Consider the following 16,553-nt stretch of genomic DNA (forward strand, 5'->3'; position numbering starts at 1 on the left):
AATCACAGAGCTATTGGGATGGGCGTTTCAGACACACGATCCATGCGGGCCGTGGGCAAAAATTGGCAACGTCCCTGAAGCGACGCGGGAGTCTATACAAGACTGTTCCGAGCTACAAGCCTCAGGGAAGTAAAGAAAGGATGATGGCGATGCGTGATCAGAGCTCCCGGGCTGGCCGCAAAGCCTCCCGGTCAACAGCACCAGGTGCCCCCACCGCCAGAACCACCGCCCCCAGTATACAACCGGCCATGATCAGCACGATGGGGAGCAGGGCATCGCCGGCGTAAATGGCCGACAGGGCACTGACAATACCGGCAACAGTAAACTGTGTAGCGCCCAGCAGCGCCGAGGCTGTTCCGCCGAGATCGGGAAAGTACTCCAGGGCATTGGCCATGTTGTTGGGAATGATGGCCCCCATGCAACCAACGGCCAGAATAATACAGCCGGCAACCACCCAGTAGGGCGCCGCCAGCGCCGCACTTGCCAACAGCGCGAGCATGGCAGCGAACTGCACCATGACGCCGATCCGCAACAGCACCACGGACTGGATTCTGAGCAACAGCCGCCGGTTGAGCACGTTCAGCAGGGCCATCATGCCGACGTTGGCGGCGAACAGAGCTGAAAAGTGGGCGCTGGAAAGACCGAACCACTCCTGATAGATGAACGAGGCATGGGTAATGAATACCAGCATGGCGCTGAAACACGCCACCTGGATGCCAATAAAGCGCATGGTCGTGGCGTGCCTGAGAACCAGGCTGTAATTGGTGATCAGTGTCTTCACCGGAGTGGAGGCCGGAGTCCAGGGTGGCAAACGGCTGAAAAGCAGCAACTTCAGGACCACCCCGAGCAGCATCGCGTAGCCGGTCAGCATCAGGAAAATGGCAGGCCAGTCCCACGTGGCCAGTAACAGAGCCCCCATGGACGGCGCCACGGCAGGGGCGATGAACATAATAAGCCCGATCAGGCCAAACAACCGGGCGGCATCCTGGCTGCGGGTCGTATCCCGCACAATGGCCGGCACCGATACCGCGCAGAAAGCACCGCCTATGCCCTGAACCACCCGCCACAGCAACATCTCGTCAAGGCTCGCTGCCCTTGACACCATGAAGGCAGCAGCCCCGAAAATCAGTAATCCCCCCAGCAGGATGACCTGGCGGCCATACCGGTCGGACAGGGGCCCGCCTACCAGCTGAGCCAGACCGAGCGCCCCAACATAGGCACTCAGGGTCAGCCCGACGTCACCCATGCCAACCCCGAGATCAGCCGAAATCGCCGGAAAAGCCGGCAGGTACGCATCCAGTGCCAGTGGGCCCAGGGCGACCGTCATACCGAGCAAAAGCGCAAGCTGGAAATGGGACAAGGGCAACCTCCTGAAGAAGGTAGACAGCTAACCGTATTTCAAGCCGATGCGCAACTGCGGTGAGGATGGAACATATCAGAAAGTCGAAAGTTGGCGGCCTGTCACCTACCCTGAAGAAGATGGTGTCTGAAGCCGGCGGCCGATTAACGGCTCCACCGGGCCGGAAAAGTCTGTTCAGGGAGTGGGTAGACCATCGACACGGTCGCTTCCCCTTCGAGGGCGCCGAGATTCACCCGGAATTACCTGTCGAAATAAAGGAGGAACGGATGATCAGACTAACGATACTCACGAGTCTGGCTTTTATGCTCTCTGCCTGCGCCGGCATGATGCAGGAGGAAAAGTCCCTTGAAGAAGTTGAGCAACAAACGTTCACTTACGACTATCAGGTGGCGGGAGCGGACCGGCAAGAGCTGTGGCGCCGTGCCAGGAATTACTTCGATGCTACCCTCGATGACCGGCAATCCGAATTTGAGATTGAGAACCAGGAGGCAGGCACCCTGACCGGCCGGGGGCTGGCCAGCTGGCGGATTGCCAGAGAGTACTGCTCCGCCGAATACCACATCCGGTTTCAGAGTCAGGACGAAGCGGCCCGGCTGGAACTGCAACTGATCGAAGATATTACCCCTTTCCGTGAATGCTCCGGTTTCGGCTGGCCCAGCAAAGATGCGGAAGATGTCATTGTTTCCCATTTCAACGACCTGTCGGCAGGTCTTGAGGAGGCGCTCAGGGAAGACTGATCAGCCCTCACGCAGGGGAACACAAACGCTGCGGATGTGTCTCAGGGAAGAGGCATATTCCTGCCCTGAGAGGGCATCTTTGGCTGAGTATCGATTTGACAGGCACAACTCCCCAGCAGGTTCCCACCCGTTGCTGGCACGGGCTCGACGACGGCCGCATCCAGTGTGATCTTTGCCCCCGGCACGGCAAACTGAAGGAAGGCCAGCAGGGCCTCTGCTTCGTCCGGGCCCGCCATGATGACCAGGTCGTGCTGACCACCTGGGGCCGCTCCTCGGGCTTCTGCATCGACCCGGTGGAGACGAAACCCCTGAACAACTTCCTGCCGGGCGTCATTGAGGCCCAGCCGGGGCGGTGGGGAAGAAAGCGCCGGCCAATCGCCATCCGTGCCGCCTGACAGGCGCCGACAGCCCCATCGCCGGGATGCCACCCCGGCCTCAACGCCGCCAGCCCAGCCAGCCCGGTATCCGGCTCAGCAGATACACCAGGAAAGCAGCCGCCAGCCCGGGCAGCAGCTTGAAGATGTCATCGTTAAAGGGCGACAGATGCCACGCCAGTACGGTGCCAAACCCTGTGAACATCATCGCGACCGCGGTTCCGGTGGAAAAGGGCAGCTTGAAAATCCGCAGCAACAACACCGAGCCAAGACTCGCGGCGAGGGCCGACCAGGCAATCAGAACCAGCCCGAAGACGCCTTCCGGGGCGTACAGCGCCACCAGTAACGCCAGGGTCGCGATGGAAATGGTGGCCACCTTGGAGGCAATGTAGGAGTCTTTCCAGCGCGGCTGCACATCCTGTGTGACGGAGCCGGAACAGACGATCACCTGGGAGTCCGCGGTAGACATGGTCGCGGCAAAGAGACCGGCGAGGGAGATGCCCACGAAAAACGCCGGCAGCATTTCCATGGTCATCAGGGGCAACGCCAACTCCGTGGGCTGGGTGACGCCTTCGGCGATCTGCATATTGGGCAGGTCGGGGAGGATTGCACGACTGTACAGCCCTACCCCCACCGAAGCCGCGAAAAACGGTACGAACCAGACGAAATACCAGACCCGTGCCCGCTTGATGGCCTCCACTGATTCGATTGCCATGAAACGGACCATGATCTGGGGCTGCCCCATGGACCCGAAGCCCCCTGACATCATGCCCAGCAGGTAGAAAAGGATTCCGAACTCAAGATTATCGGGAAAAAGCGACATCAGGGCCGGATCCTGCTCCCGGAGATTGTCGAACAGAGCCGGCAGCCCGCCAATGGTCTGCCAGGACATGATCAGAATCATCCCCATGGACCCGATCATCACCAGGCTCTGGGCCGCATCGGTCCAGATGGTCGCGCGGATGCCCCCGGCAAAGGAGTAGATGATGACAACGATCATGGCGATAACGATACCGACCCACATGTCCCACCCGAACAAGGCGTGAAGCGCCAGGCTGCCGGCCTTGAACTGACCGGCGGAATAGACCCCTAGGAATATGAAGGTGATGACACCACCCAGGACAATCAGTACCCGGTCTTCCTTGCCGTTATGAGTGCCGACGAGAGTCGCAAGGGTCTTGGCCTTGATGCGCCCGGACTGCTCCCGCACCCTGGGATGGACGAACAGCCAGGCGGTCAGGTCCCCGAGGATCCAGCCGATGGCCATCCAGATAGACTCAAGCCCCACCCGGTAGGAAAAAGCGATCATGCCGATGAACATGAAACCGCTGTTGTTGGTGGCAACCGCCGAAAGGGCCGACAGCCAGGGTTTTACCTGGCGGCTGGCCACCAGATAGTCACCAGTGGTGCGGCGCCTGCGAACAAATGAGAATGCGCCCGCCAGGGTAATCAGAATAAGCAGAATGCTGAATGACCATATCGCTGGCTCCATAGGGAATCCTTGATTGTCGGTACGTTCGCTGTCTTATCTGTCCGCGCCGGCGCCTCAACGCAACCGGCCTTTATAATCAGGGAAATTCAATCATTTGCCGATGTGCCTGCCCCTAACTGTAGCAAGCCGGGCCGAAACTTTCCTGACGGCCTCCCCGCCTGTCAGCCAGCGACACGCTCTGAAGCTGCTAGAATCTAGCCAGAACAGTAGAGCCAGGAGCGTATTTTTGGACCAGCTGGAGTCATGGCTTCGAAAGACATCGGATTTTCTCTGGGGCGCGCCCCTGATCTTTATCATCGTGGGTGGGGGTCTGTTCTTTGTGGTTTACTCCCGGGCCCTCCCCTACCGCTATTTCGGCCACGCCATCAACATTCTGCGGGGCAAATACGACCGTGACGACGACCCCGGCGATATCACCCATTTCCAGGCCCTGTCGGCCGCCCTGTCGGGCACGCTGGGCCTTGGCAACATTGCCGGCGTGGCATTCGCCGTCAGTTACGCCGGTCCCAGCGCGCTACTGTGGATGTGGATAACCGCGCTGCTCGGCGTGGCCACCAAGTTTTTCACCTGCACGCTCTCGATCATGTACCGCGGCCAGGACAGTCGCGGCAATGTCCAGGGCGGCCCCATGTATGTCATCCGGGAAGGTCTGGGCGGCCGATGGATGCCCCTGGCGGTTTTCTTCTGTCTGGCGGGGCTGATTGGTACCCTGCCCGTATTCCAGATCAACCAGCTTACCGAGACTATGCGCGAGTCCGTCCTGCTCCCCTTTGATGTTATTTCGGGGGATCAGGTGGCGACCTTCAACCTCTGGTTCGGACTCGCCATCGCCGCTCTGGTGGGCCTCGTCATTTTTGGCGGGGTGCGGCGGGTGGGGTATTCCGCCGCCAGGCTGGTGCCGTCCATGGTTGTGCTTTACCTGTTCTTCGTGGTGGTCATTATCGCCATCAATATCGAACAGGTGCCGGCAGCCCTGGCCTCCATTTTCACCCATGCCTTTGAGAGTGACCTGTCCGCCGTGGCTGCCGGTGGCCTGATGGGCGTGGTGATAACCGGGGTCCGCCAGGGGGCATTTTCCAACGAAGCCGGTGTGGGCACGGAAGTGATGGCCCATGGTGCCGCCCGCACGGATGAGCCGGTGCGGGAAGGCCTGGTGGCGATGATGGGGCCGGTGATCGATACGCTGGTGGTCTGCACCCTCACCGCCCTGGTACTGATCACCACCGGCGCCTGGAAAGCCGGCACCGATGTGGCCGGCGCCGCGCTGACCGCCAGGGCGTTTGAACAGTCCCTCGGTCCAATCGGGCCCTGGATCATCATGCTGCTGGTGACCGTGTTCAGCATGAGCACCATGTTCACCTTCTGGTACTACGGCGCCAAATGCCTGGGCTTCCTGATCGGTGCCGAGCGCCAGCACTGGTACAAGTATGTCTATGTCGCCCTCATTGTCCTGGGCGCGGTGATCTCCCTTCAGGCCGTCATTTTCCTGATCACCATCGGCTATGCCCTGATGGCGATTCCCACCATGATTGCCAGTTTGATACTGGCGCCAAAGGTGATGGAGGCGGCTCGGGAGTATCTCAAACCCTGAGGCCGTGGCGGAACCCGCCCTCACGACAGAAAGGCGCGTCACCACCTGATACCAACACCCCGCCCACGTTGCACTTCGGGAGACCACTTCTAGACTGTCAGCACTGGCAATGGGGGAGGACGGATAACATGGCTGAGGCCTCTACAGAGCAGCGTACATCCTGGCATGCGCTTCCCACGGATGAGGTCCTTGACCATCTTGACAGTTCGTCCGACGGACTGGAGGACGCCACTGCGAAGGAACGTCTCAGGGAAACCGGACCCAACCGACTGGAAGACTCCGGCGGACGGCCCTGGTGGCGCCGGCTTCTGGACCAGTTCAACAACATCCTGATCATCATCCTCCTGATCGCCGGCATCACCGCGGGCATACTGGGGCAATGGGTCGACGCCGCCGCTATTTTCGCGGTCGTCCTGATCAACGCCGCCATCGGTTTCATCCAGGAGGGCAAGGCCGAGAAAGCCCTTCAGAGCATCCGCAGCATGCTGTCGCCTGAAGCCACCGTTCGCCGTGGCGGAAACCGGAAAACCATACCCGCCGAAGAGCTGGTCCCCGGCGACGTTGTCCTCCTTGAAAGTGGGGACGGCGTACCGGCGGACCTGCGTCTCCTGTCCGCCAGGCGCTGTCGTATGGAAGAAGCGGCACTGACCGGGGAGTCCGAGCCTGTCGGCAAGCAGACCGACGCCCAGCCGGAGGACGCTGACCTAGCTGACAGGAGCAGCATGGCCTACGCCAGCACCCTTTGCGTGCATGGCACCTGTGAGGGTGTGGTGGTGGCAACCGCCATGGACACCGAGATTGGCCATATTTCCAGGCTGATAGAAAGCGTCGACACCACCCAGACCCCCCTGCAGCAACAGCTGGACCAGTTCGCCAAGGTGCTCGCCGGCGGCATCCTTGCGTTGGCGGCGGCCATGGGCGCCTTCGGCGTACTCGTCCACGAGCGGGGAATCCAGGACATGTTCATGGCCGGGGTTGGCCTTGCCGTGGCCGCCATCCCCCAGGGACTGCCGGCCATCGTCACCATCACCCTCGCCCTGGGGGTCCAGGCCATGGCCCGTCGGAATGCCATCATTCGCCAGCTCCCGGCGGTCGAAACCCTGGGTTCCGTATCCACCATATTCACTGACAAAACCGGCACCCTTACCCGCAACGAGATGACGGTCAATGCCATCGCCATGGCCGACAACGACTTCCATGTCAGCGGAGTGGGCTTCACACCCGAAGGCCGCTTTTCCCGCGGACGAAACGCCGACGAGGATGGCACCCCCGTCGAACCGGAAAATGAGGATCTTCTTGGCCGCCTCCTGACCGCCGGCGTGCTCTGTAACGACGCCGCCCTGCGCCAGCAGGATGATACCTGGACCATCGATGGTGACCCGACCGAAGGCGCGTTGCTGGTGGTCGCCGCCAAAGCCGGACTGGCACCGGACGATGTCCGCCAGGAGTACTGCCGGGTGGACGACATTCCTTTCGAGTCCGAGCGTAAGTACATGGCAACGCTGGACGAGCCGGTGGATGGCGGTGACCCGGTCATTCACGTCAAGGGCGCGCCCGATGTCCTGCTGGACATGTGCGACCGGGCCGTAGGCGGGGACAACAATGGCGAGCTCGACCGGGACCGCTGGCATGAGCGAATCGAAGACCTGTCTTCCGGCGGTCTCAGGGTGCTGGCCCTGGCCAGCAAGCCGGCAGACACAGCCGATACGCTGGAAGAAGCGGATGTCGAGAGTGGATTGACCCTGCTGGGGCTGGTCGGGATCATGGACCCGCCCCGGGACTCGGCGGTCTCCTCCGTTCGGGAATGCCAGGACGCCGGTATCCGGGTCAAGATGGTGACCGGTGACCATGCTCTCACCGCCCAGGCCGTGGCCACAGAAATCGGTATCGCCGGAACCGGCGGCACTCTTACCGGCCACGACATCGAAGAGGCCTCCGACGAGGAGCTTCGCGACAGGGTGCTGGACATCAATGTGTTCGCCCGGGCGGCCCCGGAGCATAAGCTGCGCCTGGTTGAAGCCATCCAGGACCACAAGCAGGTCTGCGCCATGACCGGCGACGGCGTTAACGATGCGCCCGCCCTCAAGCGAGCCGATATCGGCGTTGCCATGGGCGTCCAGGGCAGCGAGGCATCCAAGGAAGCGGCGGAGATGGTGCTGGCGGACGACAACTTTTCCACCATCGTGGCGGCTGTCAGGGAGGGCCGCCGGGTGTATGCCAATATCCGCAAGACGATTACCTTCCTGCTGCCCACCAACGGCGCGGAAAGTCTCGCCATCATGATCGCCATCCTTGCAGGCACCCTGCTGCCCATCACGCCGGTGCAGATACTCTGGGTCAATATGGTCACGGCGGTAACCCTGGGCCTGGCCCTGGCCTTTGAACCAGCCGAGCCCGACATCATGCAGCAGCCACCGAGGGACCCGAAGGAACCCATCCTGAGCCTGTTCCTGCTGTGGCGTGTGCTGTTCGTGTCGGTCCTGCTGGTGGCACCGGTCTATGGGCTGTTCCTCTGGCTGCAGCAGTGGCAGGGCGCGTCCGTGGAACTGGCACGAACGGCGGCGGTGAACATGCTGGTGATCGGGGAAGTGGTCTACCTGCTCAACACCCGCCGCCCCCTCGCCAGCGCGCTGTCCTGGAACGGCCTGTTCGGTAGCCGGAGGGTGTGGCTGGCCATTGGCCTTGTTCTGCTGATCCAGCTGCTGTGGACCTATACGGGGCCCATGCAATGGCTGTTCGCCAGTGATGCCCTGAGCCTGGCCCATTGGGGGCTGATCTGGCTGGCCGGCGGCATCATTTTCCTGATGGTTGAGATCGAGAAGGCGATCTTGCGAGCCATGAAGACCTCAAAATCGGAGTCCGTCACCTCAGCCGCTGCCAGGAGAGCTGATTGAGCCGACGGCCGGTTCAGCGGTCGGACCAGGGCCGCAGCCGGAACCGGCCGTCTGCACCGGCACGTGTCAGATGGCGTTCCGAACGCAGTCCCAGGTAAAGGCTGAAGCAGATGGCGATCAATAGCATGGACATGAAGAAGCCCAGGGAAATGGATGCGTTCTGGATGGCCTTCAGGCCCCCGACAATGAGCAGCGTCGCCGCAACAGAACCTTCGGAGACAGCCCAGAAAATCCGCTGGATCCGGGACGGATTGGGATGACCGCCCGAGGTGACCATATCATCCACCAGGGATCCCGAGTCCGATGAAGTAATAAAGAAGATGACCACCACCAGGGTGGCCCACATCATCGTAAGCCGCGCCAGTGGCAGTTCCTGCAACAGCGCATGGAGGGACACCGAGACGTTCTCCTGTACGGTTCTGGCCAGCCCGCTTTCTCCGAAGAGCTCGATGTTCAGGGCGGTGCCACCAAATACCGCCATCCAGGCAAAGGTTACCAGAGTGGGCACCAGCATCACCGAGACAACGAATTCCCGGATGGTCCGCCCCCGGGAAACCCTCGCCACGAATATGCCCACAAACGGCGACCAGGAGATCCACCAGCCCCAGTAGAACAGGGTCCAGCTCGCCTGCCAGTCACTATCCCGGGAAAAGTCCACAAACAGACTCATCTTGGGCAGGTTCTGCAGATAGACCCCCAGCGAGCCCACCAGCACCTCCATGATGTAGACGGTCGGTCCGGCCACCAGGACAAAAAGCATCAGTATGAAGGCCAGTGAGATGTTCAGCATGCTCAGCCTGCGGATACCGGCCTTGATTCCTGCCACCACCGAAATCGTGGCCACCAGGGTGATTGCGGCGATGATCGCCACCTGGATCGAGACGTCCTGAGGCACGTCCATAAACTGGGCGATACCGCTATTGATCTGCATGGCGCCAAGGCCCAGGGAGGTGGACACCCCAAGCAGCGTTCCAACCGTACAGAGGATGTCCACGCCGTGGCCAATGGGGCCGTGTATGCGTTTACCGATCAGAGGGTGAAGAATCGACCTGGGAGCCAGGGGCAGCTCATGCCGGAAATGAAAGTACGCAATCGCCACCCCGAACAGGATGTAGATCGCCCATGGATGCAGCCCCCAGTGGAAGAAGGTGTACTGCATCGCCTCCCGGGCGGCGTGAGGAGTGTTCGCGTCGGCGAACAGCGGGTTGCCGTAATGGTAGAGGGGCTCCGCCACCCCCCAGAACACCAGCCCCGTTCCCATGCCCGCACTGAACAACATGGCGAACCAGGAGGCGTAACCGAATCGTGGGCGGGCATCAGGGGGCCCGAGCCGGATACTGCCGTAGGGACTCACCAGCAGCCACAGGGCGAACACCACGAAGGCGGTTACGGCAAGCGAGTAATACCAGCCGAAGTGGATGGTGATCCAGCTTTGCAGCCCGGTAAAGGTCCGTGTAGCCGTCTCGGTAAAGACACCACCAAAGACACAGAAGGCGATGACGCACAGTGCCGATCCGAAAAAGACCGGGGGCGACATCCTGCTGGTCAGTTTGCGCCACCCCTGAGATAACCATCCAGACAAAGGCTTCATGTCTACCAGCGTAGTAGCCGAGGGCCGAATGAAACAGCGTCCGATTCCACTAAAGGACGCGAAGACCCCAGATCCGGCTCATCATGTCGGGTCCGATAAGGCAGGCGGTTATTCATCCTCACGGACGGACTGGTCGGACTCCTCCGACTCCGTGCTGCCCCCGCGCTGCGGATGGAGCTCTCCCTCCAGCCAGCGACGGACCTCGTGGCGGTCCCGTCGGCGGGTCAACTGCTCACTGTGAATGTTGCGCGGGAAAATCCTGGTTTCCCCTTCATGCTGCAGAAGAAAGCGCCGCCTTACCCCCACCGGATAGCGGCTGGGCCCGTGTATCACGGCGGCACGAAGCACAATGTCGGTAATGTCCTCGAACAGGTAGTCGGTCTCCTCTTCCTCTTCATCCTCGCTGCGCCGCCCGAGAATGATATTGCGAAAGGAGCCCAGCACCAGGTAGCCGCCAGGTTCAAGGGGCCCCTGGCGCAATACCTGATGGATGTTCTGGTCGTCCGGCCCCAGGCGCCGGTAATCGGTGACGGTCAGTATCCGTTGCTCGCCGTCCCTCGAGAAAACCACCACCTGGACACACTGGACATGCACGGTCTCCTTGCTCATGTTCACCAGCAGGCAGAGGGCGTCCGGATTCTCATTCTGGGCGTGATGGATGACGAGGTAGGGCCGGCTGTTGCGCTTGTACTGAAAAAAAAAGACCTGGAAATAGATAACCCAGACAAGTGCCATGATGGCCGTGCTGATTGCTCCCAGGTACTCCATGCCCCCTCCACCTTGGTCTGAATGCAGACAAGTCTAGCCTGCCCCGGACCAGGGTAAAGGAGAAATCCTCCCGAAGACGAATGGTCGACCACATAGCGGTCTTTTCACGGCCAAGGTGGCTTTAAACCGGTTCGACGCCTGCGGGCCGCCATCGATCGGGTTCGACAAATCCTCCCTGATTCATGCATTATTCCAGCACACTACCGCCGACGCTTATAGCGTGATTTTTTTACACAGATCATACAAGCCGTCTTCGATGCCTCCCTGCTAACGAACTGACTTTCAGGAGTTTTTATCAGTGGAGCAACCGGGACCGGCAAACAGGCTGCCGAGATTTTCATTGAATATCTTCACGGACACACCCATGACACCGAAATCGCTTTTCCTCTCCCTCCTTGCCCTGACAGCGCTGACACTCACCGGCTGCAGCGATCCGGAAACGCCGCAGGAGGTCACCAGGGCCTTCTGGGACGCTGTTATCGAGGGCGATGCGGAAACCGCCGCCGAACTCTCCACCCTGGTGGAGGAGTCCGGATTCGATGCCTATTCACTGAACTGGGAGGGAGCCAGCGTGTCCTGGGGGCGGGTAACCGTGGACGCCGGACAGGCCCGGATCGCCACCGAAATCAACGGCCTGAAGGCTCTGGACGGTTCCGCCCTGGAGACCACGACCCATGTCATACAGATAAACGATCAGTGGCTGGTGGATTATCACCGCACCGGGGATGAAATCGCATCAGATGCAAGCATCGGACGCCTCATGGGTCAGTTCCGTGACTTCGGCGAAAAACTCCGCTCCCGGTTTGCCGACGAATCGGACCGCGCCGCCCGGGAACTGAATCGGCTTGCCGATGACCTGGCGGCTCTCTCGGACCAGGCGGAGAAGGAGATGTCGGGGCTGATACGGCAGTACGGGGAAGATCTGGAAGCGAAGATGGAAGAGCTGTCCCGCTCCCTGGACGAGGCCCTGGAACAGAACCGTGACGCCAGCCCCGAAGACCGGAAAAAACTTGAGGAAGCCAGGAAGGAACTGGAACGCCAGCAGGAACGGCTGGATGAGTCCGAGGCGGATTCGGTGGCGGGTGTGAGTCAGCAACTGGCCCGTATCCAGCAGCAGCTGTCGGAACTCTCCGGCCAGACGTTCGAAGCCTTTCAGCAGGAATGGCAGCGCTGGTCGGAGAATCTGAGCCGGGACCTTGAACAGCTGAACAGGGAGTCCCGCAAACATCATCCGGACAGCATATGAGAGGGCAGGAAGATCAGGGGACTTTCGTAAAACCGCCTCAGGCGGCCTTGCGGAAATCCTCTGACCTTGCCTGGCCGTCGCGGCTGCGCTTGTACTTCGTCCTGTCCTCGACAATTCGCATCTGGTACTTGGGTGTTCTAAGGTCCCGCTGCACCGCGCTGTGATTCGTGGGCTTCGCCCGCTTTTTCGCCATGAGGCCTCCCATTGGCTGGTGATTTAACACCCATTAGTGTATCACCCCCCTGTTAAACGAGAGGGTAAGGAATGTCACTGACAGTCTGGTTAACGTTCCTGGTGGCGCAGTTCCTTGTTGCGGGCGCGCCCCACGACCAGAAACGCAGGAGCCGTATCTTCGGCGGCCTGTTCGTGGCCGCAGCTACCGCCCTTGCCAGTTTTCGCAGCGCGTAAAAAACCGGGAGCCTCTACTCCGCAAGCTGGTAACCATGCAGACTTTCGCTATCATGGTGCCGCCGTTTCTGTCCTGGAGCCTGCTGTGAATCTGAGTCGCATCGTCATCCTGTCGCTGCTGTGTCTGACGACGCCCCAACTGTCAGCCGAAGGCATTCCGGCGGTGGATATCAGTGTGACCGGCGGCGCTTCCCCGGAGCTTCTGGCGGACTTCCGGCAGGCACTGAAGCGGGCTGCCAGCCGCCAGCCGGCGACGGGATCTGGTGAGGCCACCGGGCCGGAGATCACCCCGGAAAGAGTGGACCTGGATCAGTTCTGGAAAGTGGACAGGAATGTACCCTACACCAACAGCAATAACCCCAGGCAGCGGCTGGATATTCTTTACCCTTTTGAAGGTGAGCCCCCTTACAGGACGGTGGTCAACTTTCACCGCGGTGGTCCGACCGACCGCAGGGACACCGCCTCAAACGCCGCTGTTTTCCGGATCATCTATCAGGGGTATGCCCTGGTGACCGTGGATTACCGTCCTCCAGAGGAGGCCCTCTGGCCGGCGCAACTTTACGATGCCAAGGCCGCCATCCGCTTTATCAGGGCGAACGCCAACCAGCATGAGCTGGACGCCGACAGCCTGGTGGCCTGGGGCAGCTCCGCCGGGGCTCACCTTGCCCTGATGCTGGCAGCCACCAATGGCGACAGTGGCGCGGAGGACCCGGAAATGGGGCAGCCAGCCAGTTCCTCCGAAGTGCAGGGTGTGGTCTCCTGGGCCGGCATATCCGATATCACCACTCTCGCCCCTCTTGGCCAGCCCCTGGCGGACAGTCTGATGGGCTATCCGGCCTATGAGAGCGACCTGGCTCTCGAGGCCAGCCCGGTCGAACATATCACCCCCGCCTACCCGCCCGTCCTGCTGGTGCACGGAACCCATGATGAAGTGGTGCCGTTCGAGCAATCAGCGCGAATGGCCCTCCGGGTAAACGCCATCACCGGCGAACCACGGGCGCGGCTGAAGCTGCTGATCAATGTTGGCCATGACGGCGACTGGAGCAGGAGCCCCGACAATCTGGTGGATGTCCTGGATTTCGTGGATTCGATCCTGTTCCCGGAAACGGGAAATCCCAACAGGTCCACTTTCTTCCCCCCCATACAGACCCGGCCGGCGGAGTGACCGCTCCTTTCCTTTCCGTTTCCCTCACTCTTGTTCACCCCAGGATGCATTCCCGACTGAGCCGGCCGCTGAGATCGCGCCGTCGGGCCCGCAGCCGGTTTCCGTGGGCATTGCTGTACCCTGCCCTGAGCTGGCTCTGGATTTTCTCCAGCTTTTCCCGGTACTGCTCGCAGCGTTTTTGCTGACGGGCCCTGTTTACGTCTCTGGCTCGGGCTGACGGGCCATCTCTCTGAGGGGTCCCGAGGGATTTCCGGATGGCCTCGGCGGCTTTTACATTGGAACCCATGGGCATCACGGAGGGTGCCGGCGGGGAGACCGTATCCGGCCGTTCGCCAGCAGGGCGCCGGTCCGTGAAATGGACAACGCCGTCACCGTCGGTCCAGGTAAAGATTTCCGCCATGGGGGCAGTGGTGGCAAGCGTGAAGAGGAAAAACAGTGCAACCGTCCTGGTTGGCATCCTATGACATCCTGTGCTGGTGATTCGCCGGATCCGATGAAAGCTGCCCTGCATCACTGTCAGGACGAAAACCGTCACATTCCGGGCGTCGTGATCATTTTTTTACTGAATCTGTTATCCATTGACGATGTTTTGATCTATTCTCGGGAGAAGCCGTATTTCTTGACATACATCAAAACAACAAGCGAGAGCAGGCTATGAGAGTGGTAAAACGTATGGATCTGATCGTTCCCGCCTGGTTACTGATCCTGACCGGATCGGGTGCATTCCTCTATTGCGCCTATGCGGGGCTGCTGACGCCCTGAACGGGATCACCCCTGGTCAAGATATGGGGTTCAGGGGGCGCCCGGAGCGGGCGGCTCCGGAGTTTCCGGCCCACCTTCACCGTCGGCCCCGGAGGAACCGCCGTCATTCTGAGCCTGCTGCATGAAGGCAGCACCACTCTGCAGGATCATTGCCCTGACCTTGGGGTCGGTCTGTCCAAACAGGCCCAGCGCAAAGGCCCCCAACGCCGCTTCCAGGGGGTTCTGTCGAATCATATCAGCCAACCGGTCCTGCATTGATCTGGGCTCTGCGCCTCCCTCATCACTATGGGATGACGAGGTTTTCAGCAGACGCCAGAAGAACAGCCCCAGCAAGAGGAAACACAGGCCGCCGGAAATACCCAGCGCCCCCGCCTGCCCTACATGGGGTGTAAGACCCTCTGTCAGCGCCCACAACAACAGAACAATGCCACCTAGAAGAAGGGCTGTCAGCAAGGCCATTGTCAGCATAAAGCCGATAACGGCTGCGACGGCCTTGCGCGCCAGCCCTTCCAGTTCCTGCTTGGATACCATACTCAGCGGTCGAGAAGCTTACCGACCACCAGACCGGCCAGGAACATGATAATGACCGTCAGGAAGGGGCGCTCCTCAATACGGTGCTCCACATCCTGCACCGCCTTTTCCCCGGAGGCTTTGGCGTAGTCCAGGTATTCGTCGCCACGCTTGCGCGCCCGCTCCAGGGCTTCCTGGCTTTCCCGACGGATTTCGTCCCGAAAGCTGGTAATGTTGCTCTTCTGGCCGTCCGCCACGGATTTGCTGAGTTTGGCCAGATCCTCCCTCAGCGCCTTCAGATCCGCCTTTACCTGCTCGTAATCGTCCTTCTGTGCTTTGGCTTCCATATCAGCCTCCTACGCTCGGTGTATTTACTGAACATTCTTCAGTCAGGCTCTTTCACTGTAGCACAAACAATCAACTCTGCAGGTTTCACAGGGGTCAGGCCCGGTCAAGCAGCTCGATCCAGTGGCGGACAGGCACCGGGGAACGGGTTTCCAGATGAAGCTGGCAGCCAACGTTGGCTGTTACGATCTCGTCCGGCTGGTCAATGGTCAGGGCCTCGAGCTTGTTGGTCAGTAAGCGCTGACTCATCTCTGGCTGGAGAATCGAGTAGGTACCAGCGGAACCGCAGCACAGGTGCTTGTCGGTTGTGGCTGCCATGGGAACGCCCGCCTTCTCGAGAACCTGCTCCACCACACCGCTCTGCTTCATGGCGTGCTGCAGGGTACAGGGGCAGTGGAACGCCACCTTGCCGGCATTGCCCTCAAGCTTCAGCTTGCCAAGGTCCTCTCCCAGCATAAAGGTACCGATATCCACGGTGAGTCCGCTCACCCGCCTGGCCTTCTCGGCGTAGGCGGGGTCGTCCTTGAGGGCATGCCCGTAATCCTGCACCATCGCACCACAGCCGGACGCGGTCATCACGATGGCTTCTGCCCCATCCTGAATCGCCGGCCACCAGGCGTCGATGTTCCGGCGCATCTGGTTGAGACCATCGTCATGCTGGCCCAGGTGATAATTCACGGCGCCGCAGCAGCCTGCCTGGGGGGCTTCCACCATGGTAATGCCGAGACGGTCCAGCACCCTCGCCGCCGCCGCATTGGTGTTGGGGGTTGCGGAAGGCTGCGCGCAGCCCGCAAGGGCCAGGACCCTGCGATTATGGCTGCCGGACGGCCAGGGACTGGCCTGCTTCCTTGGTGGAATCTTGGTGCGCAGTGGTTCCGGCACCATGGGTCGCAACAGCTGACCCGTGCGCAGCAGCAACCCGAACAGGCGCCGGTTGGGCAACACCCGGGTCAGTCCCCAGCGTAGCCACCTCTCACGGGCGGGGCGGGGCAGGCGCTCCTCCATCAGGCCACGGCTGATGTCCACCAGTCGACCATACTGCACGCCGGAGGGACAGGTGGTTTCACAGGCACGGCAGGTCAGGCAGCGGTCCAGGTGAGTGCGGGTTTTCTCGGTGGTTTCCTCGCCCTCCAGGAACATCTTCATCAGGTAGATGCGCCCGCGGGGCCCGTCGCGCTCATCCCCCAGCTCCTGGTAGGTGGGACAGGTAGCGGTACAGAAGCCACAGTGCACGCAACTGCGAAGGATGGCTTCCGCTTCCTCGCCTTCAGGGGTGTTCTTGAATTGTTGAACAAGGTTGGTCTGCATAG

16 protein-coding genes are annotated in these 16,553 nt (G+C 60.9%); 7 read left to right on the forward strand and 9 right to left on the reverse strand.

The genetic code is table 11. The features are described 5' to 3' along the window. Positions 1-157: 157 nt before the first annotated feature. Positions 158-1,360: a Bcr/CflA family efflux MFS transporter gene (locus tag BM346_RS07560; protein ID WP_092010354.1), complete on the reverse strand. Its 1,203-nt coding sequence runs from the start codon at positions 1,358-1,360 to the stop codon at positions 158-160. 266 nt (positions 1,361-1,626) lie between these two features. Here BM346_RS07560 and BM346_RS07565 point away from each other — a divergent pair, with 266 nt between their 5' ends. Together BM346_RS07565 and BM346_RS07570 are read left to right on the forward strand one after the other, a co-directional pair. After that, complete coding sequence (locus BM346_RS07565; protein ID WP_167812625.1) at positions 1,627-2,097, forward strand: DUF4468 domain-containing protein; 471 nt, start codon at positions 1,627-1,629, stop codon at positions 2,095-2,097. Between the two features lie 95 nt (positions 2,098-2,192). Beyond that, positions 2,193-2,492 (forward strand): hypothetical protein, encoded by a 300-nt coding sequence (locus BM346_RS07570; protein ID WP_206675680.1) that lies wholly within the window; start codon positions 2,193-2,195, stop codon positions 2,490-2,492. 40 nt (positions 2,493-2,532) lie between these two features. Here the strand turns inward: BM346_RS07570 and BM346_RS07575 are convergent, their stop codons facing one another. Beyond that, positions 2,533-3,963: a sodium/proline symporter gene (locus tag BM346_RS07575; protein ID WP_092010359.1), complete on the reverse strand. Its 1,431-nt coding sequence runs from the start codon at positions 3,961-3,963 to the stop codon at positions 2,533-2,535. 226 nt (positions 3,964-4,189) lie between these two features. Between BM346_RS07575 and BM346_RS07580 the strand changes: the two genes are divergently transcribed. Continuing rightward, positions 4,190-5,554 (forward strand): alanine/glycine:cation symporter family protein, encoded by a 1,365-nt coding sequence (locus tag BM346_RS07580; RefSeq protein WP_227662866.1) that lies wholly within the window; start codon positions 4,190-4,192, stop codon positions 5,552-5,554. Positions 5,555-5,682: 128 nt separating this feature from the next. Further along, a complete protein-coding gene (locus tag BM346_RS07585) occupies positions 5,683-8,448 on the forward strand; it encodes a cation-translocating P-type ATPase (protein WP_092010365.1) in 2,766 nt (921 codons plus the stop codon). A gap of 13 nt (positions 8,449-8,461) precedes the next feature. Here the strand turns inward: BM346_RS07585 and BM346_RS07590 are convergent, their stop codons facing one another. Together BM346_RS07590 and BM346_RS07595 are read right to left on the reverse strand one after the other, a co-directional pair. After that, positions 8,462-9,985 (reverse strand): BCCT family transporter, encoded by a 1,524-nt coding sequence (locus BM346_RS07590; RefSeq protein ID WP_227662865.1) that lies wholly within the window; start codon positions 9,983-9,985, stop codon positions 8,462-8,464. 162 nt (positions 9,986-10,147) lie between these two features. After that, on the reverse strand, positions 10,148-10,807 hold the full coding sequence (locus tag BM346_RS07595; protein WP_092010371.1) for a hypothetical protein: 660 nt from the start codon (positions 10,805-10,807) through the stop codon (positions 10,148-10,150). Positions 10,808-11,171: 364 nt separating this feature from the next. Between BM346_RS07595 and BM346_RS07600 the strand changes: the two genes are divergently transcribed. Continuing rightward, on the forward strand, positions 11,172-12,053 hold the full coding sequence (locus tag BM346_RS07600; protein WP_092010373.1) for a hypothetical protein: 882 nt from the start codon (positions 11,172-11,174) through the stop codon (positions 12,051-12,053). A gap of 37 nt (positions 12,054-12,090) precedes the next feature. On the opposite strand, the gene BM346_RS18065 is transcribed toward BM346_RS07600, so the two are convergent. After that, positions 12,091-12,246, reverse strand: a complete 156-nt coding sequence (locus BM346_RS18065; RefSeq protein WP_167812624.1) for a hypothetical protein — start codon at positions 12,244-12,246, stop codon at positions 12,091-12,093. A 71-nt stretch (positions 12,247-12,317) separates the two neighbouring features. Here BM346_RS18065 and BM346_RS18070 point away from each other — a divergent pair, with 71 nt between their 5' ends. Both BM346_RS18070 and BM346_RS07605 read left to right on the forward strand, forming a co-directional pair. Further along, positions 12,318-12,461: a hypothetical protein gene (locus BM346_RS18070; RefSeq protein ID WP_167812623.1), complete on the forward strand. Its 144-nt coding sequence runs from the start codon at positions 12,318-12,320 to the stop codon at positions 12,459-12,461. Between the two features lie 85 nt (positions 12,462-12,546). Continuing rightward, a complete protein-coding gene (locus BM346_RS07605) occupies positions 12,547-13,626 on the forward strand; it encodes an alpha/beta hydrolase (protein ID WP_167812622.1) in 1,080 nt (359 codons plus the stop codon). Between the two features lie 34 nt (positions 13,627-13,660). On the opposite strand, the gene BM346_RS07610 is transcribed toward BM346_RS07605, so the two are convergent. From BM346_RS07610 to glcF, 4 genes are all read right to left on the reverse strand, one after another. Continuing rightward, the gene (locus tag BM346_RS07610) at positions 13,661-14,083 is read right to left on the reverse strand and encodes a DUF4124 domain-containing protein (RefSeq protein ID WP_167812621.1); all 423 of its coding nucleotides are present in this window, start codon (positions 14,081-14,083) and stop codon (positions 13,661-13,663) included. A 335-nt stretch (positions 14,084-14,418) separates the two neighbouring features. Then, positions 14,419-14,919, reverse strand: coding sequence for a hypothetical protein (locus BM346_RS07615; RefSeq protein ID WP_174805146.1), 501 nt, complete (start codon positions 14,917-14,919; stop codon positions 14,419-14,421). Positions 14,920-14,921: 2 nt separating this feature from the next. Further along, positions 14,922-15,245, reverse strand: a complete 324-nt coding sequence (locus tag BM346_RS07620; RefSeq protein WP_092010383.1) for a DUF883 family protein — start codon at positions 15,243-15,245, stop codon at positions 14,922-14,924. A 94-nt stretch (positions 15,246-15,339) separates the two neighbouring features. Further along, positions 15,340-16,551 (reverse strand): glycolate oxidase subunit GlcF, encoded by a 1,212-nt coding sequence (gene glcF, locus BM346_RS07625; protein ID WP_092010386.1) that lies wholly within the window; start codon positions 16,549-16,551, stop codon positions 15,340-15,342. Between the last annotated feature and the right edge of the window lie 2 nt (positions 16,552-16,553).

It is taken from the genome of Marinobacter daqiaonensis (assembly GCF_900115285.1).
In the GTDB taxonomy this organism is placed as follows: domain Bacteria; phylum Pseudomonadota; class Gammaproteobacteria; order Pseudomonadales; family Oleiphilaceae; genus Marinobacter; species Marinobacter daqiaonensis.

Coding starts and splice junctions, on each gene's coding strand:
- BM346_RS07565 (WP_167812625.1), top strand. CDS start 1,627: ATGATCAGACTAACGATACTCACGAGTCTGGCTTTTATGCTCTCTGCC.
- BM346_RS07575 (WP_092010359.1), bottom strand. CDS start 3,963: ATGGAGCCAGCGATATGGTCATTCAGCATTCTGCTTATTCTGATTACC.
- BM346_RS07585 (WP_092010365.1), top strand. CDS start 5,683: ATGGCTGAGGCCTCTACAGAGCAGCGTACATCCTGGCATGCGCTTCCC.
- BM346_RS07590 (WP_227662865.1), bottom strand. CDS start 9,985: ATGTCGCCCCCGGTCTTTTTCGGATCGGCACTGTGCGTCATCGCCTTC.
- BM346_RS07595 (WP_092010371.1), bottom strand. CDS start 10,807: ATGGAGTACCTGGGAGCAATCAGCACGGCCATCATGGCACTTGTCTGG.
- BM346_RS07600 (WP_092010373.1), top strand. CDS start 11,172: ATGACACCGAAATCGCTTTTCCTCTCCCTCCTTGCCCTGACAGCGCTG.
- BM346_RS18065 (WP_167812624.1), bottom strand. CDS start 12,246: ATGGCGAAAAAGCGGGCGAAGCCCACGAATCACAGCGCGGTGCAGCGG.
- BM346_RS18070 (WP_167812623.1), top strand. CDS start 12,318: ATGTCACTGACAGTCTGGTTAACGTTCCTGGTGGCGCAGTTCCTTGTT.
- BM346_RS07610 (WP_167812621.1), bottom strand. CDS start 14,083: ATGCCAACCAGGACGGTTGCACTGTTTTTCCTCTTCACGCTTGCCACC.
- BM346_RS07615 (WP_174805146.1), bottom strand. CDS start 14,919: ATGGTATCCAAGCAGGAACTGGAAGGGCTGGCGCGCAAGGCCGTCGCA.
- BM346_RS07620 (WP_092010383.1), bottom strand. CDS start 15,245: ATGGAAGCCAAAGCACAGAAGGACGATTACGAGCAGGTAAAGGCGGAT.
- glcF (WP_092010386.1), bottom strand. CDS start 16,551: ATGCAGACCAACCTTGTTCAACAATTCAAGAACACCCCTGAAGGCGAG.